13 protein-coding genes are annotated in these 15820 nt (G+C 53.7%); 5 read left to right on the plus strand and 8 right to left on the minus strand.

Annotation, left to right across the window (positions count from 1 at the left end; all coding sequences use genetic code 11):
* Positions 1-36 precede the first annotated feature (36 nt).
* The 7 genes from dapB to plsY all read right to left on the minus strand — a co-directional run bounded on the left by dapB (position 37) and on the right by plsY (position 6787).
* Positions 37-831, minus strand: coding sequence for a 4-hydroxy-tetrahydrodipicolinate reductase (gene dapB, locus CYPRO_RS01770; RefSeq protein ID WP_114982943.1), 795 nt, complete (start codon positions 829-831; stop codon positions 37-39).
* A complete protein-coding gene (gene lysC, locus CYPRO_RS01775) occupies positions 831-2213 on the minus strand; it encodes a lysine-sensitive aspartokinase 3 (protein ID WP_124245482.1) in 1383 nt (460 codons plus the stop codon). Before lysC ends, dapB begins: the two co-directional genes overlap by 1 nt.
* Before the next feature lie 24 nt (positions 2214-2237).
* Positions 2238-3434 (minus strand): M20 metallopeptidase family protein, encoded by a 1197-nt coding sequence (locus CYPRO_RS01780; RefSeq protein WP_124245483.1) that lies wholly within the window; start codon positions 3432-3434, stop codon positions 2238-2240.
* 311 nt (positions 3435-3745) lie between these two features.
* On the minus strand, positions 3746-4090 hold the full coding sequence (locus CYPRO_RS01785) for a HesB/IscA family protein (protein WP_114982949.1): 345 nt from the start codon (positions 4088-4090) through the stop codon (positions 3746-3748).
* Between the two features lie 137 nt (positions 4091-4227).
* Positions 4228-4899 carry an AlbA family DNA-binding domain-containing protein gene (locus CYPRO_RS01790; protein WP_114982951.1) on the minus strand — a complete coding sequence of 224 codons (672 nt, stop codon included), beginning with the start codon at positions 4897-4899 and terminating at the stop codon, positions 4228-4230.
* A 149-nt stretch (positions 4900-5048) separates the two neighbouring features.
* Positions 5049-6080 carry an NAD(P)H-dependent glycerol-3-phosphate dehydrogenase gene (locus tag CYPRO_RS01795; RefSeq protein WP_114985658.1) on the minus strand — a complete coding sequence of 344 codons (1032 nt, stop codon included), beginning with the start codon at positions 6078-6080 and terminating at the stop codon, positions 5049-5051.
* Between the two features lie 14 nt (positions 6081-6094).
* A complete protein-coding gene (gene plsY / locus CYPRO_RS01800) occupies positions 6095-6787 on the minus strand; it encodes a glycerol-3-phosphate 1-O-acyltransferase PlsY (protein ID WP_114982953.1) in 693 nt (230 codons plus the stop codon).
* 530 nt (positions 6788-7317) lie between these two features.
* On the opposite strand from plsY, the gene CYPRO_RS01810 reads away from it, so the two are divergent.
* From CYPRO_RS01810 to CYPRO_RS01825, 4 genes are all read left to right on the plus strand, one after another.
* On the plus strand, positions 7318-10455 hold the full coding sequence (locus CYPRO_RS01810) for a coiled-coil domain-containing protein (protein ID WP_114982957.1): 3138 nt from the start codon (positions 7318-7320) through the stop codon (positions 10453-10455).
* Positions 10456-10462: 7 nt separating this feature from the next.
* Positions 10463-11581: a mechanosensitive ion channel family protein gene (locus CYPRO_RS01815; protein ID WP_114982959.1), complete on the plus strand. Its 1119-nt coding sequence runs from the start codon at positions 10463-10465 to the stop codon at positions 11579-11581.
* 421 nt (positions 11582-12002) lie between these two features.
* Positions 12003-12209, plus strand: coding sequence for a hypothetical protein (locus tag CYPRO_RS01820; RefSeq protein WP_114982764.1), 207 nt, complete (start codon positions 12003-12005; stop codon positions 12207-12209).
* 56 nt (positions 12210-12265) lie between these two features.
* Positions 12266-13621 (plus strand): transposase, encoded by a 1356-nt coding sequence (locus CYPRO_RS01825; RefSeq protein WP_114982838.1) that lies wholly within the window; start codon positions 12266-12268, stop codon positions 13619-13621.
* A 488-nt stretch (positions 13622-14109) separates the two neighbouring features.
* On the opposite strand, the gene CYPRO_RS01835 is transcribed toward CYPRO_RS01825, so the two are convergent.
* The gene (locus tag CYPRO_RS01835; RefSeq protein WP_114982963.1) at positions 14110-15489 is read right to left on the minus strand and encodes a YfcC family protein; all 1380 of its coding nucleotides are present in this window, start codon (positions 15487-15489) and stop codon (positions 14110-14112) included.
* 73 nt (positions 15490-15562) lie between these two features.
* Between CYPRO_RS01835 and CYPRO_RS16485 the strand changes: the two genes are divergently transcribed.
* Positions 15563-15706: a hypothetical protein gene (locus tag CYPRO_RS16485; protein WP_164682444.1), complete on the plus strand. Its 144-nt coding sequence runs from the start codon at positions 15563-15565 to the stop codon at positions 15704-15706.
* The last annotated feature ends 114 nt before the right edge of the window (positions 15707-15820 follow it).

Raw genomic sequence — 15820 nt, forward strand, 5'->3', positions numbered from 1 at the left:
TTTTAACTGTTTAGTAAAATAGTCGGGACAGAATATTTAGGGATGATTTTCCTCACTGTGACCGAGTACCTGCGCAACCACATCCTCAATGAGGTAAAAGCCGGCTTGCTCCTGCCTGCAAAGCCATGCAGCAGCTTTGAGCGCCCCAACTGCGAACCCGTCCCGGTTCCGCGCGCGGTGGGTGAGCTCAATATCATCCCAGGCCGAATTGATCCGCAGGCTGTGGTCCCCGAAAACACCACCTAAGCGCTGAGCGCTGACGCGAAGGGTTTCCGTATCCGGCTGCCCCCTTTCGGGTACGCCATAAGTGTAGGCGGAAGCAGGTTTGCCGGCGCTTGTAAGAAACTGCCGGGCCAATGTAATGGCGGTACCGCTCGGGGCGTCGGCTTTGCCGGTATGGTGAACCTCATGCACCGAAGTGTCGAAACCCGCGGCTTGGCCGAGCTGCCGTCCCGCCTCCGCTGCCAGCTTCATGAAAAGCTGTACGCCTAAACTGAAGTTGGATCCGTACAGCAGCTTCCCGCTCTTTTCAGCGACCAGCTTTTCGATTTCCGGTCGGGTGCTCTCTGTCAGCCAGCCCGTTGTGCCAACAACCAGCGGAATGCCCAGTGCCAGCGTGCGCCGGATGTGCGTGACCGCGGCGTCAGGGTGCGTAAAGTCGATGGCAGCGTCCGCTCCGGCAAGGCGTTCCGCTGTGAGTGCTTCTCCCTGTTGGTTGTCAGCTTCGCCCAGCTGCAGCATCACCTCAAAACCATGGGCCGGAGCAAGCTCCCTGAGCCGCCTGCCCATGCGGCCGTCACCAATCAGTACAAGCTTCAGGGGCGCAGACATCAGGTGTTTTCCGGGCTTGGGAGATTCGGGAAAAAAGTATCGTGCAGGGCTTCCACCGCTTCCACCGCATGCTCATTTTCGACCACGACCGAAAGGTTGATATCCGAGCTGCCCTGCGAAATCATCCGGATGGGAAATTCGGACAGCGCATTAAAAGCCTGCGCCGCAACGCCTTTGCTTTGCATCATATTTTTGCCAACCAGGGAAATCAGCGCCTGATTGTGGTAAATCTTCACACTCGCAATATCCTCAAGATCTTTCTGCACCGCATCGAGCCGCGTCTTTTTATCGACGGTCATACTGATGGAGACCTCACTTGTCGAAACCAGATCAACGGAAACCTGATGTTTTTCGAATATGGCAAAAACCTTCGCCAGAAAACCCCAGGCCAACAGCATGCGTGAAGAAATGACGGTGATGACCGTAATGTCTTTTTTAAAGGCAATGGCCCGTACCGGGGAATCAGCATGTACATCTGAGAAAATGCGCGTCCCGGGATGCTCAGGCTCAAAGGTATTTTTCACATACACCGGAATGTTTTTCTCTACCGCCGGCTGAATCGTAGCCGGGTGCAGCACTTTGGCGCCAAAGTACGCGAGCTCCGCGGCTTCACTGAAACTCAGCTCTTTTATCGAAAAAGCATTGGGCACAAAACGCGGATCGCTTGTGTACATGCCGCTGACATCCGTCCAGATCTCGATGGCCTCAGCGCCAACGGCCAGACCTATAATGCTGGCTGAAAAATCAGACCCGCCGCGCCCCAGCGTCGTAATACTTCCTGCGACGTCTGAACCGTAGAAACCGCCCATAATTGGGAAGCGTCCGTTGGCAGAGTGATGGGCAATCCGGCGGGCACGGTCAAAAATACCATCCATGTCAGGTGCAGCTTGTCCGTGATCGGAACTTGTAAGCATCACTTCGGCAGCATCCGTCCAAACGGCAGGGGTACCGATGGCTTTTGCGCACTCAGCCAGCAGGAAAGAACTCAGCCGCTCGCCAATACTTGATACCGCATCCAGCGATTTGGGCGTGAGCTCACCGAGCGTGTGGATACCAAGCAGGTAGTTATCCAGCAGGCTGATCAGCGCGCTGATGTGGTTTTCGCAGGTTTCAAGGCCGGTGCGATCGGTGATCTCCGGCAGGGAGAAAAAGGTGTGTACGAACTGACGGTGTTTTTCGCCCAGCTCTGCAGAAATACGGCGGGCCTCTTCAAGCGAACCTGATTTTGCGGTGTCCGCAGCGAGAATGAGACTGTTTGTTGTGCCTGAAGTTGCCGAAACAACGGTTATGGTTCCGGGACCGGTAGCACCTACGATATCAAGAACGCGTTTCCAGGCTTTGGCATCAGCCATGGATGTGCCGCCAAACTTTAGGATTTTCACGGCTTCAGAGATGGTATGAATAGTTTAAAATTGAAGGTCACTTTGGGTGTGCCTGATGAGCAGATTTGCTAAGAAAATGGCAGAAGGGGCCAGAATGCTTTCATCAATGTCGAACAGGGAGCTGTGCAGCGGGTGTGATGTTGCCGGGCCGTTCGAAGTTCCGACACGGATAAAAAGCCCGGGACGCTCGCTACTGTAGAATGCGAAATCTTCCGCACCCATACTTTGCGGGCGGCTCACAACTTTGTCGGGGCCGAGCGTTTCCCTGGCATAATCCTTTGCAAAAGCATACAGCGTCGGATGATTCACCACGGCCGGTGCGCCCAGGCCAAAGTCGGAGCTGATTTTTACCCCATGCAGTTCAGCAAGGTTATCGGCCAGGCGCTTGAGATAATCTTTGATATAGTCCCGCTTGTCTTCTGCCACCGTTCGCACGGTACCGCCGATATACACCTGACGCGGAATCACATTGAGTGCGTTCCCCGCATTGAATTTGCAAACCGAAACTACGGTAGGTTCCAGCACATTAATCATGCGTCCGGCAAACTGATAGATATTCTGCACCAGCTGATGTCCGACCCACATGGCATCCGGCTTTCGGTGTGGCCGGGCAGAGTGATTGGTGGAGCCGCCATCGATTTCAAACTGAAAAGCATCAAACGCTGCGGTTTCCGCCCCGGGACGCAGGCTGATTTTTCCGCTTTCCGTGTTAGGGTCGCAGTGCATGCCATATACGGCGTGAACGCCCTCGAGCACACCGTCGCGGATCATTTCGGGCGAGCCGGAAGGTTGCTGTTCCTCTGCCGGCTGCCAGAACACGCGGATGGTACCACGAATATCATCTTTGCGGGTGAGCAGGTGCTTCACAATACCAAAGGCAACCGTCGTATGCACGTCATGCCCGCACATATGTGCGATTCCGGCACGCTGGGATTTGTAGGGGACGTCTTTTTCATCTTCGATGGGAAGGGCGTCCATATCGGCACGCCACGCCAGACAAGGTCCGGGCCTGCCACTACTGATATCGGTGTAAAACCCCGTCTGCGCCAGTCCTGTTTTTACCTCGAGCCCCATTGCGCGGAGCTTCTCAATGATCAGCCGGGATGTTTCGTATTCGCCCCAGCTTAATTCAGGGTTTTGATGCAGATGGCGGCGCATCCATAGCAGCTGATATTGCAGCGCCTGTTCATTTATTTCGGGTTTTAAATCTGTGATACTCACGTGGTTTCCACCGGTTTTGCACACGGCAAACAAGCCGTAGTTAAATCATTGTTAATCAGCCCCCCGAATCAGAAAAAAACACGAAAGACCAGAAAGTTTATGCATAACCTTAAATATACGGATTTTTTAAGGCTTTAAGCGATTGTATGCATTTGCGTACACGGCCAACAGGAGTGTGCCGGCCAGCGATCGGGCTAAATAAAAACACGAAAGCCCCGGGATGAAACCCTACGCCCAAAAACAAAAAAATCACCTGTGCAGCCCTCAGGTTACAGGTGATTTTCAGGAAAAAGGATGGCTAATCCACCATATCAGGCGCTGAACGATGAGCCGCAGCCGCAGGTGCTACTCGCCTGCGGATTTTCGAAAACGAAACCGCGGGCGTCAAGACCATCTTTAAAATCGAGAACCGTGCCATACAAATACATGGCCTGACGTTTATCAATCACAACGGGGATGTCCATAATCGTACTTTGTGTGTCCATTTCGCCGGCTTCATCAAAATCGATGATGTAGCTCAGCCCTGAACAGCCCCCGCCTTTTACGCCAATGCGAAGAAACGGCTTTCCTTCATTTTCACCCTGTGCCATCAGCTTATGTATTTGCCGCGCTGCACGGTCGGTGATCGTAACTACTTCCTTTTCAGTTGTACTCATGATAGCAGATTGTAGCTTGAATAATAAATTTTAAAACAAAAATGACGCTTGATGATCTGTTGCGCCCTAAATAATAATGTGCGGGATAATTTACCAAAAAGATAAGCGCTGGACAAAAAGCCCCTGAGAGTGCTGATTCAAAAAGGTTTGTTGGAGTGTGTGAAGTACTCCTGATCATTTTTGGAAAACAAACTGAGCACGCCGAGACTCACTAAGTCAATAAGAATACGGGAAGATTTGTACTTGCTCCGGTTAATCAGCCTGGCATATTCATCAACGGTGATTTTCTGATATTCGTTGAGATAGCGAAACAGGCGCTGTTCATTCTCACCAAACTCAAAGGTGATTCCCCGGTCCCGGTTCTGACTGCGCAGCAGGGCCGCGCGCTCCTTGCTTGCCCGCACGCTTTTGTCTTTATCGCGGATATAGACCTCACTTTTCCCGTTGTGCTTTACGTAAACCGGCTTTTTTTCGGCTTCCTCCACTTTCACAATCACAATCTCACGATCCCCCATCTCAAGCAGTTCTATTTTATAGTCAAGCGGCGGATCACAAAGCACGGTAAGGGCTTCAATCAGCTGATAGCCTTCCTCATAATAGCTGTCAACCCCAATCAGCGTGCGGTTATCATCAACGCCAATCAGCAGGGTGCCCCCTTTGGTGTTGGCAAAAGCACAAACTTCGCGGGCAATTTTTTCGGGGGATGAGATGGTTCGCTTAAACTCCAGAAAGGTACCTTCACCCGTTTTAATGAAACGTTTCAGGTCGCCGAGCGACATGGTGCTGATGGCGGGCGGAATTCTAAACATGGCAGGATTAAAAGAGCGTAAATCTGAGACGGTTGCGGTGCCGGACTAATCCGGCTTTGCGGTTCAGCTAACGAACTACAATTGCAGCGCGTATATCGTTTCAATCAGCGAATAAAGGCATGCAAAGGCGATGGTGCAGGGGTTGGCTTCTAATAGATAATTTCTTCTTTCTGTTCGCGGGTCATCAGGCGGTACACGCCGTCGCGGGGATTCAGGCCCTCGAAGAGCACGGCATGCACGGCCTCGGTAATCGGCATTTCCACGCCCAGCCTTTGGGCCCAGCCGTACACGCTACGGGTTGTTTTTACACCTTCGGCCACCATATTCATGTGGCTGATGATGTCTTCAAGCTTCTCACCCTGCCCGATACGCTTCCCGACCGTGCGGTTCCGGCTGTGTCCGCTCGTGCAGGTCACTACGAGATCGCCCACACCTGCAAGGCCGGCGAAGGTATCCTGCGACGCGCCGAGACGCATGCCCAGCCGCTTCATTTCCTGCAGGCCGCGGGTCACGAGCGCGGCAATGGCGTTATCCCCGAAACCGGCACCTTCAGCTACCCCGGCAGCAATGGCCATGATGTTTTTGATAGATCCCGAAACCTCCACGCCAAGAATGTCGCGGTTGATGTACACCCGAAACATCGGACTCGTAAAAAGCTTTTGCACCGTTTTTGCCGTACGCGCCGAATAGCTCGCCACTACCACAACAGTTGGCTTCCGCGCGGCAACCTCCTCGGCATGACTCGGACCGTAGAGCGTGCTGATCTGATCTTCGGAAACCACGCCGCCAAGCACTTCCCGCAGCACCTGCGTCATGGTATAATAGGTGTCGTTTTCGATACCCTTCACCACACTGATAATCAGCTGTTCGGGCCTGAGCAGGGGCTTAACCGCGCTCGCAACCGTGCGCAGTACGTGAGAAGGCGTGGCAAAAAGCACGACCTCAGCGTCCGCAAGTGCTTCGGCATAATCGGCGCTTGCGCGGATGTGCTCCGGAAGCGAACAGCCCTTTAGGTAGCTCGGGTTGCTGTGATGTGCGTTGATATGCGCCGCAACCTCGGGCTCCCGCGCCCAAAGGGTGACCTCATGACCGGAATCGGCCAGAACAAGCGCAAGCGCCGTGCCCCAGCTCCCGGCGCCGATTACGGTTACGCGTGCTTTAGGGCCGCCATCAATACTCATAAGATTGCTCATACTCAGGCGCCCTGCCCCGCCTGTTCCTCATTAATGCGGCCTTTCGCCGGACTAAAAGAGCGGATACGGTTTTCAGTTCCGTTCAGCAGCCGCTGAATATTGCTGCGGTGTTTTACCACAATCGTAATCGCGAGCACCGCCGTAATCACCATCAGGCTGCCGTCGATGGCATAATCGAAGCCAAAGCGCAGCAGTAGCAGAAAAATCGGATACATAATAGATGCGATAATCGAGGCCGCTGAAACATAACGGCTCGTGAACAGCACGGTCAGGAACACGAGCAGCGCGAGGCTGATGGAAATCGGCTCAATCGCGTAGAGCATCCCGCAGGCGGTGAGCACGCCCTTGCCGCCTTTAAAGTTGGCAAACAGCGAATACATGTGCCCGACTACCGCCATCAGACCGGCGTAAATCTGCACGAAAACCTCGGTTTCCCAGCCGGAGTGCACCGTCGGAATCGCGCCCGTCGCAATGCCGGAGATATAAAAAGCCGCGATGAACCCCTTGCCAAAGTCAAGAAGTCCTACAACAACGCCCGCCTTCCAGCCCAAAATCCGGAATGTATTGGTCGCGCCGAGATTGCCGCTGCCGTAATTCCGAAGGTCAATTTTCTTATACACTTTACCCGCCCACAACGATGACGGAATGGCGCCAATCAGATAGCTCAGCAGCCCGATTATCAGTAATGTTCCCATGATGATCTCCTGTTTAGTCCCGACGGAGCAGGTAGTGCAGCGCTCCTCCGTATCAAAGTATTGTGAAAAATGCTTACCGGTTTTCTCAGCCTGCCAGACATAAGGCTAAGCCTGATCACTGAGTGCCGTCCTGAAGCGTAATTCTTCTAAAATAGCAATTTATGCAGTTAATCCACTAAAAGCGGTTTTTAAGGTCTCAATTTCATCAGCGCCAACAAAAGCTGACACAAACCGCTCAGCCTGACCGCTCAACATGGTCATGTCGGGCTTTCTTTTTTTTGGGGAAAACACCGTGAACATCAGGAGTTTGGGCGACAGATTCTGAGCTCCCGAACCAAAACCCGATCCCTTGCTTTTTTTTAGGTTCGCGAAAACCCGGATCAGCAGGTAGTAGGTAGCCGTTAGCCGCCGCCGGGGCAATCCGTTTTACCGGTCTTTCAAGCGCGTAATTTTTGTATTTTCGTGCTGATCTTACTGATTCTCCTTACTTGTAATCCCGCTATCGGATATAACTGCCCACGACGCCGCCCATGCCTGAAAATGATTCCAAGCCCCTGTCCCGGCCTGATCCGGTAGCGTACGACATTCCTGAGACGCATTTAAGTGCCTTTTTTGACGAAGCCTTGCGTGATAGCTTACATCGCTTTCACGGCAAACTAACGGCACCTTTTCAGGAAGTACTTCGGTCAGCGCGGCAGCAGCAGCTCCGTGTTCGGGGAGACGAAGCTGAACGGAAACGTCTCATCCGGGTTGTGCTCGAAGGCCTGTTCGAAAGTCTGTCAGAAGTCGCATCCAGCGAGCTGATTGCGAAGGCCGCTGCACTGTGGCAGGAAGAAGTCGAACCGGCAGTTGAAGCGCTCCCCGAACAGCTTGTTTGTGTGCAGGGCGATGAACGCTTTCAGGCGACAACAGGCGACTCAGCCTATATCCGCTCAGCCAAAGCCATAAAACGTGTTGCTTACGCCACAGCTAAACAGTTTTGGACCTTCCGCAACCAGAAAACCGAACCGGTACCGGACTACCACTTTCACCAATCGGTTCCGCTCCGCCGGATTGGGCGGTACGTGCTGCTCGCGCAAGAAACCGTTTTTCGGGATACGGTTGCCTTTGCCTGCTGTGAATTAACCCGCATATTTGCTACGCTCCTGCTTGACGAACAGCATGTCGACGAATCGGAATCCTCCCAAAGTAAAGGCAATACACCGGCGTCCGCGGTTAGGGAAGCGGAAACGGCGTCTGCACAAAATGAAGGGGATAAAGCAGCCCCGCCGAAGACCGACAGTACTTCGTCTTCATCAAAAAAAGATTTTGCCTTTTTCCTGAAAATGCCGGCTGCAGCACAGGCGGAGCGCATCACCGCTGCGCTGAACCGGCTGGAAGCATTATGTGGCCTGACTACCGAAAATCACCCTGTGCTGCGCGCTTTGCCCGATAAAGCCATCGGTCTTGCTCGAAAGGCGGGCACGATTGAGCTTCCGGAGAGCCGTTTTGGTTCGCACCGGGTACAGCAGCAGCGTGCCGCCGCCGCAAAAGCTGCGGCGGCCAATTCTGCAAAATGGCAGCTGTGTTTTGCTACCGTAATCGCTGATTACGGGGTTCAGCTCAGTCTTTCCGGGCTTGAAAAGGAGATGAATCAGCTTGGGGAAAAGCTGCGTGAGCTTACGCATGCCTTTTTTCGGGACAACTGCTATGTGCCGGCGGAAAAGAGCATCAGCCTGTTGCGTGCGCAGCGCGAATTGCTGGACGAGGAGTTGAGCAGACCAAAGCTCAAAAGCCGCATTGAGCAGGTGCAGCTTGAGGCCAAAGAGGCTTTCGAAAGCGGCATCCCTCAGGAAGCGGCACAGCATGAAGTGCTGGAAAAACTGACCGGACAAATCCGGCAGCTCATCACGGAGGCGAGTTTGTATGTGCAGCGTTTTGGGGAGGAACTTGTACTCGCGGAGTCCCGCAGCCTGCGTTTTCCGGAGCCGCTGATCAAAACCGACCGCCTGAAATGGCGGGCTCTTTCCACCCGCTTTTTGCAAAGCAAGGCTTTTCGTCCGCTCGATCCCGCGGCGCAGCAGCTCGGCCCCTTTCTGGATAAACAGCGGCTTGCTATGGAGGAGGCTGCCGGTATTGCGGAAACCAATCTGCAGGCAGCGGTTTATGCCATCACTGAAAAAGGGGAGGCCGATCCCGCGGAAATCGCGCAAACCGGGCTGCAGCGTGCCATTAACGCGCTTGAAAGCAGCATTGTGGCCATTCGCGAAAAGCAGGACAGCTACGAACAGCTCGTAAAAAAGGGGAGCTCGTCGGTCCTCAGGCGTTTGGAGCAGCTCATGCGCGATCGCGACTACAGTGCGCTGGAGCTGCAGGACAAGGCCATTCTTGTGCAGGAAGGCGCCCTGAACTGGCAGGAACGCGCACAGCGGTTTGCCGCACGTGCCGGTGATACATTCGCGATCGCTTTTCGCTATGCGCGCATGAAGTTTGCCGGGTACTACGCTCCCGTTGCCCGTTTTCTCGGATTTGAGCCGGTCCATGCGGAAAGTGCCCGGGAGCGGCTGAATCTTACGGAATACCTGATCCGAAATAAGTCGAATGATGAAAAGCTTCCCTTTATTTATCAGCGGCTGTTTCGCCGGTCGCTGCTGATTGAGCAGCGCTTTTACCTTGATGCGCCGGGTAATATCGGGCACCTGGTAACGGGGTACGAACAGTGGCGCAAAGGCATCCCCTGGAGCATGGCTGTTGTGGGGCAAAAGGGGAGCGGGAAAAGCACCCTCATTCATTTTTTTAAGCAGTCGGAGCGGCTTAAAACACAGGTTGTCCATATCGACTTGTCGGAAACGATATACGAACCGGGTCCCATGCTGCGGCTCATTTCACGGGCCGCCGGCTTTTCGGAAACCGATTCCCTCGGTGAACTCGTCGCTAAATTTGAGCGCAGCAGCATCCGGCGGGTGATTGTTTTTGAGGGGGTTCAAAACCTGTATCTGCGCAATATCAACGGCTATGGTGCCATCAGTCAGTTTTGGGAACTGCTTTCCCTGACCTCCTCACAAGTGTTTTGGGTGGCAGCCTGCAGCCGGGATGCATGGTTCTTTTTTAGCCGCATGTTTAGTGCGGAGCAGTTTTTTTCGCAAGTGCTGCATGTTGACCGTCTTTCGGGCAGGGACATTCAGCAGGGAATCATGCTCAGGCACCGGGCTACAGGTTTTGACGCAGCTTTTTTACCCTCGCCTGAAATCACCAAATCCCGCGCGTATCGCAAACTGCTGGGCGATAAAAAAGCCCTTCAGCAGTACCTTCAGGATCAGTATTTCGAAAGTCTGGCGGAAATGGCCGACGGCAATTTTAGCGTAGCCATGATTTTCTGGGTGAATTCCATTTCCAAAGCGGATGCAAGTACCATCACCCTTTCCCCTATAGAAGTTGCCGACATTGATGCGCTGGAGTCGCCATCGCGGGAGGTGCAGTTTACGCTTGCGGCGCTCATCCGGCATGATGTGCTTACCCCGGAACAGCTGGCGCTAGCCCTGCATCAGCCGCTATCCGGGGCCCGCCTGATGCTCGGGCGCCTCGCTGCCAAAGGCCTCGTAGTTAAGGTAAGTCAGGGCTACACCATCAATCACCTTGTGTACCGGCAGGTGACCCGCCTGCTGGCCGGAAAAAACATCCTTCATTAAGTTTCCTATGAAAACTTTTATTCCTGCCGGTCTACTGATTAGGATGCTGCTGACGCTGACGCTGTTTTTCACAGCAGATTTCATAGCAGGGCCGGTTGCTGCTCAGCAAGCCTCTCTGCAAACAGCTGTTCAGCCGGAGGAGCCCCCGGCAGCACAAATTGAGTTTGAAGCTGATCTTCAGCCCGTATTGCCAGACACCCTGGTAATTATTGAGGCGCAGACAGATGCAGATGCGGATGAGCGTGATGAAGCACCGGTTGAGGAAGCGCTGGAAGAAGAGGTGAGTCAGCTCAGAAACCTGGTGTCTTTCCCCAAAATTTTGTTTTCCGTGCTGCTGCTGGTCGGGGCATGGTTCGTAAACGGCTTCCTGATCCGCATCCTGGATAACCTCGCCGAGCGTGCAACCAATTACCGGTTGTTTATCAAGCGGCTCACCCCGGTTACGCGCATCGCGATCTGGACTTTTGCCATTTACATTGTAATTGCCGGGGTCATCAGTCCGCCCTTCGAGACCGTGATTGCGCTCACGGCTTCCTTTGGTATTGCGGTGGGCTTTGCCTCGCAGGATATTCTGCGAAACATTTTCGGAGGCATTATGATCATCCTTGACCGCCCGTTTCAGGTCGGGGATAAAATTCAGGTAGGGGAACACTACGGGGAGGTGAAGAGCATCGGCCTGCGAAGCTGTCTGATTGAGACCCCGGACGATAACACCGTAGCCATTCCCAACGGTGAACTGATGAACCGCGCAGTATCAAACGCCAACTCAAGCGCACTCGACTGTCAGGTTGTGGCCGAAATTTTCATACCGGCAACTGCGGATGTGATGCTCGCCAAAGATGTTGCCCGTCGGGCCGTGTTTTCATCCCCCTATTTATACATGAATAAGCCGGTTGCTGTAATTGCCCTGAATGAGCTCAACAACCGGGGCTTGTTCATTAAGCTTCGGGTGAAGGCCTACGTGCTCGACATCCGCTACGAGTTCCTGTTTAAAAGCGATATGACCGAAATGATCGTGACCGAGCTGAACCGGCTCGGGATATTATCTTCCGCGGCTCCGGAATCGCAGCCTTCTCCCGGAAACAGCCGCGGTGACAATCCGGTGAAAAGTCAGGAAATGGCGTAAGCCGCGGGCCTTCTGTTATCCGGCTGGATCAAAATATTAGCCGGATAGGTAGCCAACTGCCTTTTATAAAACCGTCCTGTAGGGACGCCCTGTGGGTAAAAAAATCGCACGCTCCCCCAATAATATGGGAATGCCGCAGGCATGATGGGTCCGTCGGAGACACCCGAACGGATTTCGTTTGAATAAATCGGATTCGTGACATGCACCTGAACGCACAGAGCGTACCTACGGCACGCTGATATTTGGGGCGTTTCCCGGTTTCTACCCACAGAGTGCCCCTACAGGGCACGCTGGAGTTTGGCTTTTGCTTGTATTTTTGAGTTTTTCGTAAAAAAATCCCGGTCTATGATGCATATGACCGGATTTTTTAGGATATTATTTTCTAGTTATATCACTAGATTATTCTTAAATCCTACCGCATATGGGCTATCCTACCAAAATTCAACGCATCGACCGCAAAGCCAGCCAGCAGTGGTATGTCAATATGCCTGCCGCCGTGGCTGAAGCTATGGAATTCCAAAAAGGCGAAACCATCGAATGGATCATCGATGACCAGCAGCATATGGTTCTTAAGCGCGACGCCAAACTCGTCAGCAGCCTTAAAAAAAAACTGCCTCAAACGCGCTGACAAGCCAGTTTGACAGCCTGCTCCACGAATCCACTCACAGTAAACTGACGCCCAAAATGCAAAGACTGGTACACGATCTTGCCTACGGTCTGGTTAATTGTGGCGGTAAGCGCACGCTCACAGGCATGCTGAGCGGTAGCGGCAACCAGTTCTGTGACTGGACGGCCGCTTACCGGATGTTCAGCAAGCAGCGCTTTGACCCGCAGGACCTGCTGGATGTCAGCCTGGCGCCTGACAACGCTCCGGTCATTGCCCATATCGACGATACCCTGCTGAAAAAAACAGGACGCAAAGTACATGGTGCGAAATGGCAGCGAGACCCGCTTGGACCCGCTTTCCACACCAATTTTATCTGGGCACAGCGCTTTGTACAGGCCAGTATCGCCTGCCCGGCCTCTTCGCAGCTTTGTCAGGCACGGAGTATACCGGTGAGTTTTGTCCATGCGCCCATGCCGGTTAAACCCGGCCGTAATGCGGATCAGCTGCAAAAGGACGCTTACAAAGAAGCTAAAAAGAAAAGCAGGATAAGCTGTGTTGGCGCAAAGCTGGTGGGTTCATTGCGCCAGCGCCTCAACGAGTTGGGATCAGCCTCACGTCACCTGCTTGTAAGTTTTGATGGGGGGTATACCAATCGCGAAGTAATCCAAAACTTGCCGGCGCATACAACCTTCATCGGCAGGGTCCGCAAAGACGCTAAAATCTATGATCCACCTGCTGACCAGCCTGACACAGGGCGGCGGCGCTTGTACGGGGAGCCTAAGTTAACTCCGGACCAGATTCGTACCAGTGATCAGGTAAGCTGGCAGAAGGTCAAAGCTTTCGCGGCAGGCAAGGAGCACGAGTTTAAATTAAAGGTAGTAGAAAACGTTAAGTGGAAGCCTGCGGGCGGGCACCAGCTACTCAAGCTTATTATTATCAGTCCTCTTGGGTACCGCTTGGCTAAAGGGGCGAACCTGTTGTACCGTAAACCCGCCTTTCTGATAACCAATGACCTGAAGTTACCGCTGCAAACCCTGCTTCAGGCTTATGTTTGGCGCTGGGAGATTGAAGTCAACTTTCGAGAGCAGAAAACCCTGATGGGCTGCGGGCAGGCACAGGTGCGCAACCAGCACTCCGCCGAAGGTGTACCTAAGTTTGTTACAGCGGTGTACAGTCTGTTACTGCTTGCCGCTGAACACTGCAGCAGGCAGAATGATCCACCGGTCCAAATGCTGCAACGTGCCAAGTGGTACCCCGAGAAAGAAAACAGCAGGTGGACGACAGGAGACATTTGTAACCGCTTCAGGGCGGAATACTACAGCAAAGCCATAGGGGTGAGTTTTGACGGCTTCATGAACAAAAGGTACCGAAAGCAGAACCACCTAAAACTGCTAAACCCGGCTTTATCGGCCATGATTAGCATCAGAACTTAGCCAAACTCCAGGGTGCCCCTACAGGGCACGACGGGTTTGGTCACGATAATAGCTCATAAATCAAAAGATTCTGTTTGGCTTTATCGCCCTTGCCATTCTCACTCATAAACAAAAAAGCCCCGAAAGGGCGACATACCCAAGCACAGGGTGCCAACCCTGTGACAACGGAACACATCCAAAAAGAGCCCTGAAGGGGCGGCATACTTCCAATACTGGAACAAGATACAACATCATTCTCAGGCACCGATAGTATGTCGGCCCGTTGGGGCTTTTTGCGCACGAGCATTGAACACGAATTACCCAACTATGGGCGGGTTGCCGGATTTCATAGCGGTATCCCAGCCCAAAAAGCAAGGTGTTCACCGCAGGTTTGGGGGCTTGCAAAATGGCACGGGCCCCCTGATGTTCACGGAGTTTTCCCCAAAAAAACACAAAGCCGGAAGCAGCTGTGCCGCGAGTTTAAGGTGATTGTTTCGGAATAGCGCGGCTCACGAATATCCGAATACAATGGCAAGGATGATCACTACTGCACCGGCACCAAGGAGTTTGAGCAGCAGCGGGAAGCAGAAGCGGAACCAGCGGTCATAGGGGACACCGGCCATCCCGAGGATGCCCATCAGTACGGCGTTGGTGGGCACGAGCATGTTGGCAAAGCCGTCGCCGAAGAGGAAGGCGAGCACGGCGACCTGTCGTGAAATACCGAGGAGGTCGCTCAGCGGCGCCATGAGGGGCATGGTTACAAAGGCCTGACCGCTGCCCGAGGGTACAAAAAGATTCAGAAGGGTCTGCATGATCATCATGCCGACACCTGCGATTTCCGGACCTACTACCGAGAGCGGAATCGACAGGTAGTGCACGATGGTGTGCAGAATTTGGCCGTCTTCCATCATGAGGGCAATGCCGCGGGCTACGCCGACAAGCAGGGCTGTTTCGGTGAGGTTCATGGCACCGCCAACAAATTCTTTGGCGGTCACACTCGGGCCGATGCGCCCGATGAGGGCGGTTACGATACCGAGAATCACAAAAGCTGCGCCCAGCTCAGTGAGGTACCAGCCCCGTGTTGCGATGCCCCAGACTGCGGTGCCGAGGGCTGCAAAAAAGGAAATCAGGATGAGGATGTGACTCACGGTCAGGTCGGGGTAGGATTTCGGCGGTGCACCGCCTTCCGGCACTTTGATGCCCTGCATGAGACTGGCGGACGGGTCAAGCTGTACTTTACGGGCGTAGGACCATACGTGATGGGCACCTATGGCCACAAAGGGCAGCAATATCCCGGCACGGAGCTGCCATCCGGAGTAGGTCGGCAGGTCTGCCACGCCCTGTGCTACCACAACCGTATACTGATTGAAAGCCGCGGTTCCGTAGCCGATGCCGTAGCCTGCCACCACAATACCGACGGCGGTCATGGCGTCGAGGTTCATTGCCCGGCACAGGGCCACGAGAATGAGAATAAAGGGGATGTATTCCCCGGAGGCCCCCATGGCGCTCGAGGCTACCGCAAACACGAATATGACGGTGAAAATCATGAGCTGCGGCTTATCGCCGAGGTTTTCGAGCAGCCTGCCCAGCAGGGCATCGATGGTGCCGGTTTTGCGGATGATGGCAAGCACCCCGCCGATAATGAAGAGAAAGAAGATGATATCCTGTGCCGCTGCGAAAGCCCGCGGAATACCGGTGAACAGGTTCATCGGGCTCAGGAATACGCGCTCGCTCGTTTCGTAGGTTCCCGGCATGACGACCTCGCGCCCGGCCTCGTTTAGCTCGGTCTGAAACGAACCCTGCGGGATGATCCAGGTGGCGGCGAGTGCAGCGACCATCAGAAAAAAGAGCAGGGTGAGGGTGTGCGGCATCTTGAAGCTCATGGGCAAAAGGCTGATTTCGGTTCAGATATAGGGAGTAAGTACGCCATCAACCTGCATGGTTGACAATACGGCAAAGGTTATGCAGCGCAAAAATAGCACGCATCCCTATACCGACCAAACCGGGGCTTATGCAAATGCGGAGTCAGGCCCGGAAACATCCGCAGATAATCTCACCCGCATAGCGTCACGCTTTTTTCGCAAGCTTGCCCTTCTTCAGACCTGATAAGCTTCGCCCGGCGAATATGAAAATTCCTTTGCAAATATGCGGGCCGGCTGGTTTGTTAACGCTGTCAGAGTAGCTATTCACCAAAATAATCAGCATCTTAAAAGCTTGTTT

Source organism: Cyclonatronum proteinivorum (assembly GCF_003353065.1).
Lineage (GTDB): Bacteria > Bacteroidota > Rhodothermia > Balneolales > Cyclonatronaceae > Cyclonatronum > Cyclonatronum proteinivorum.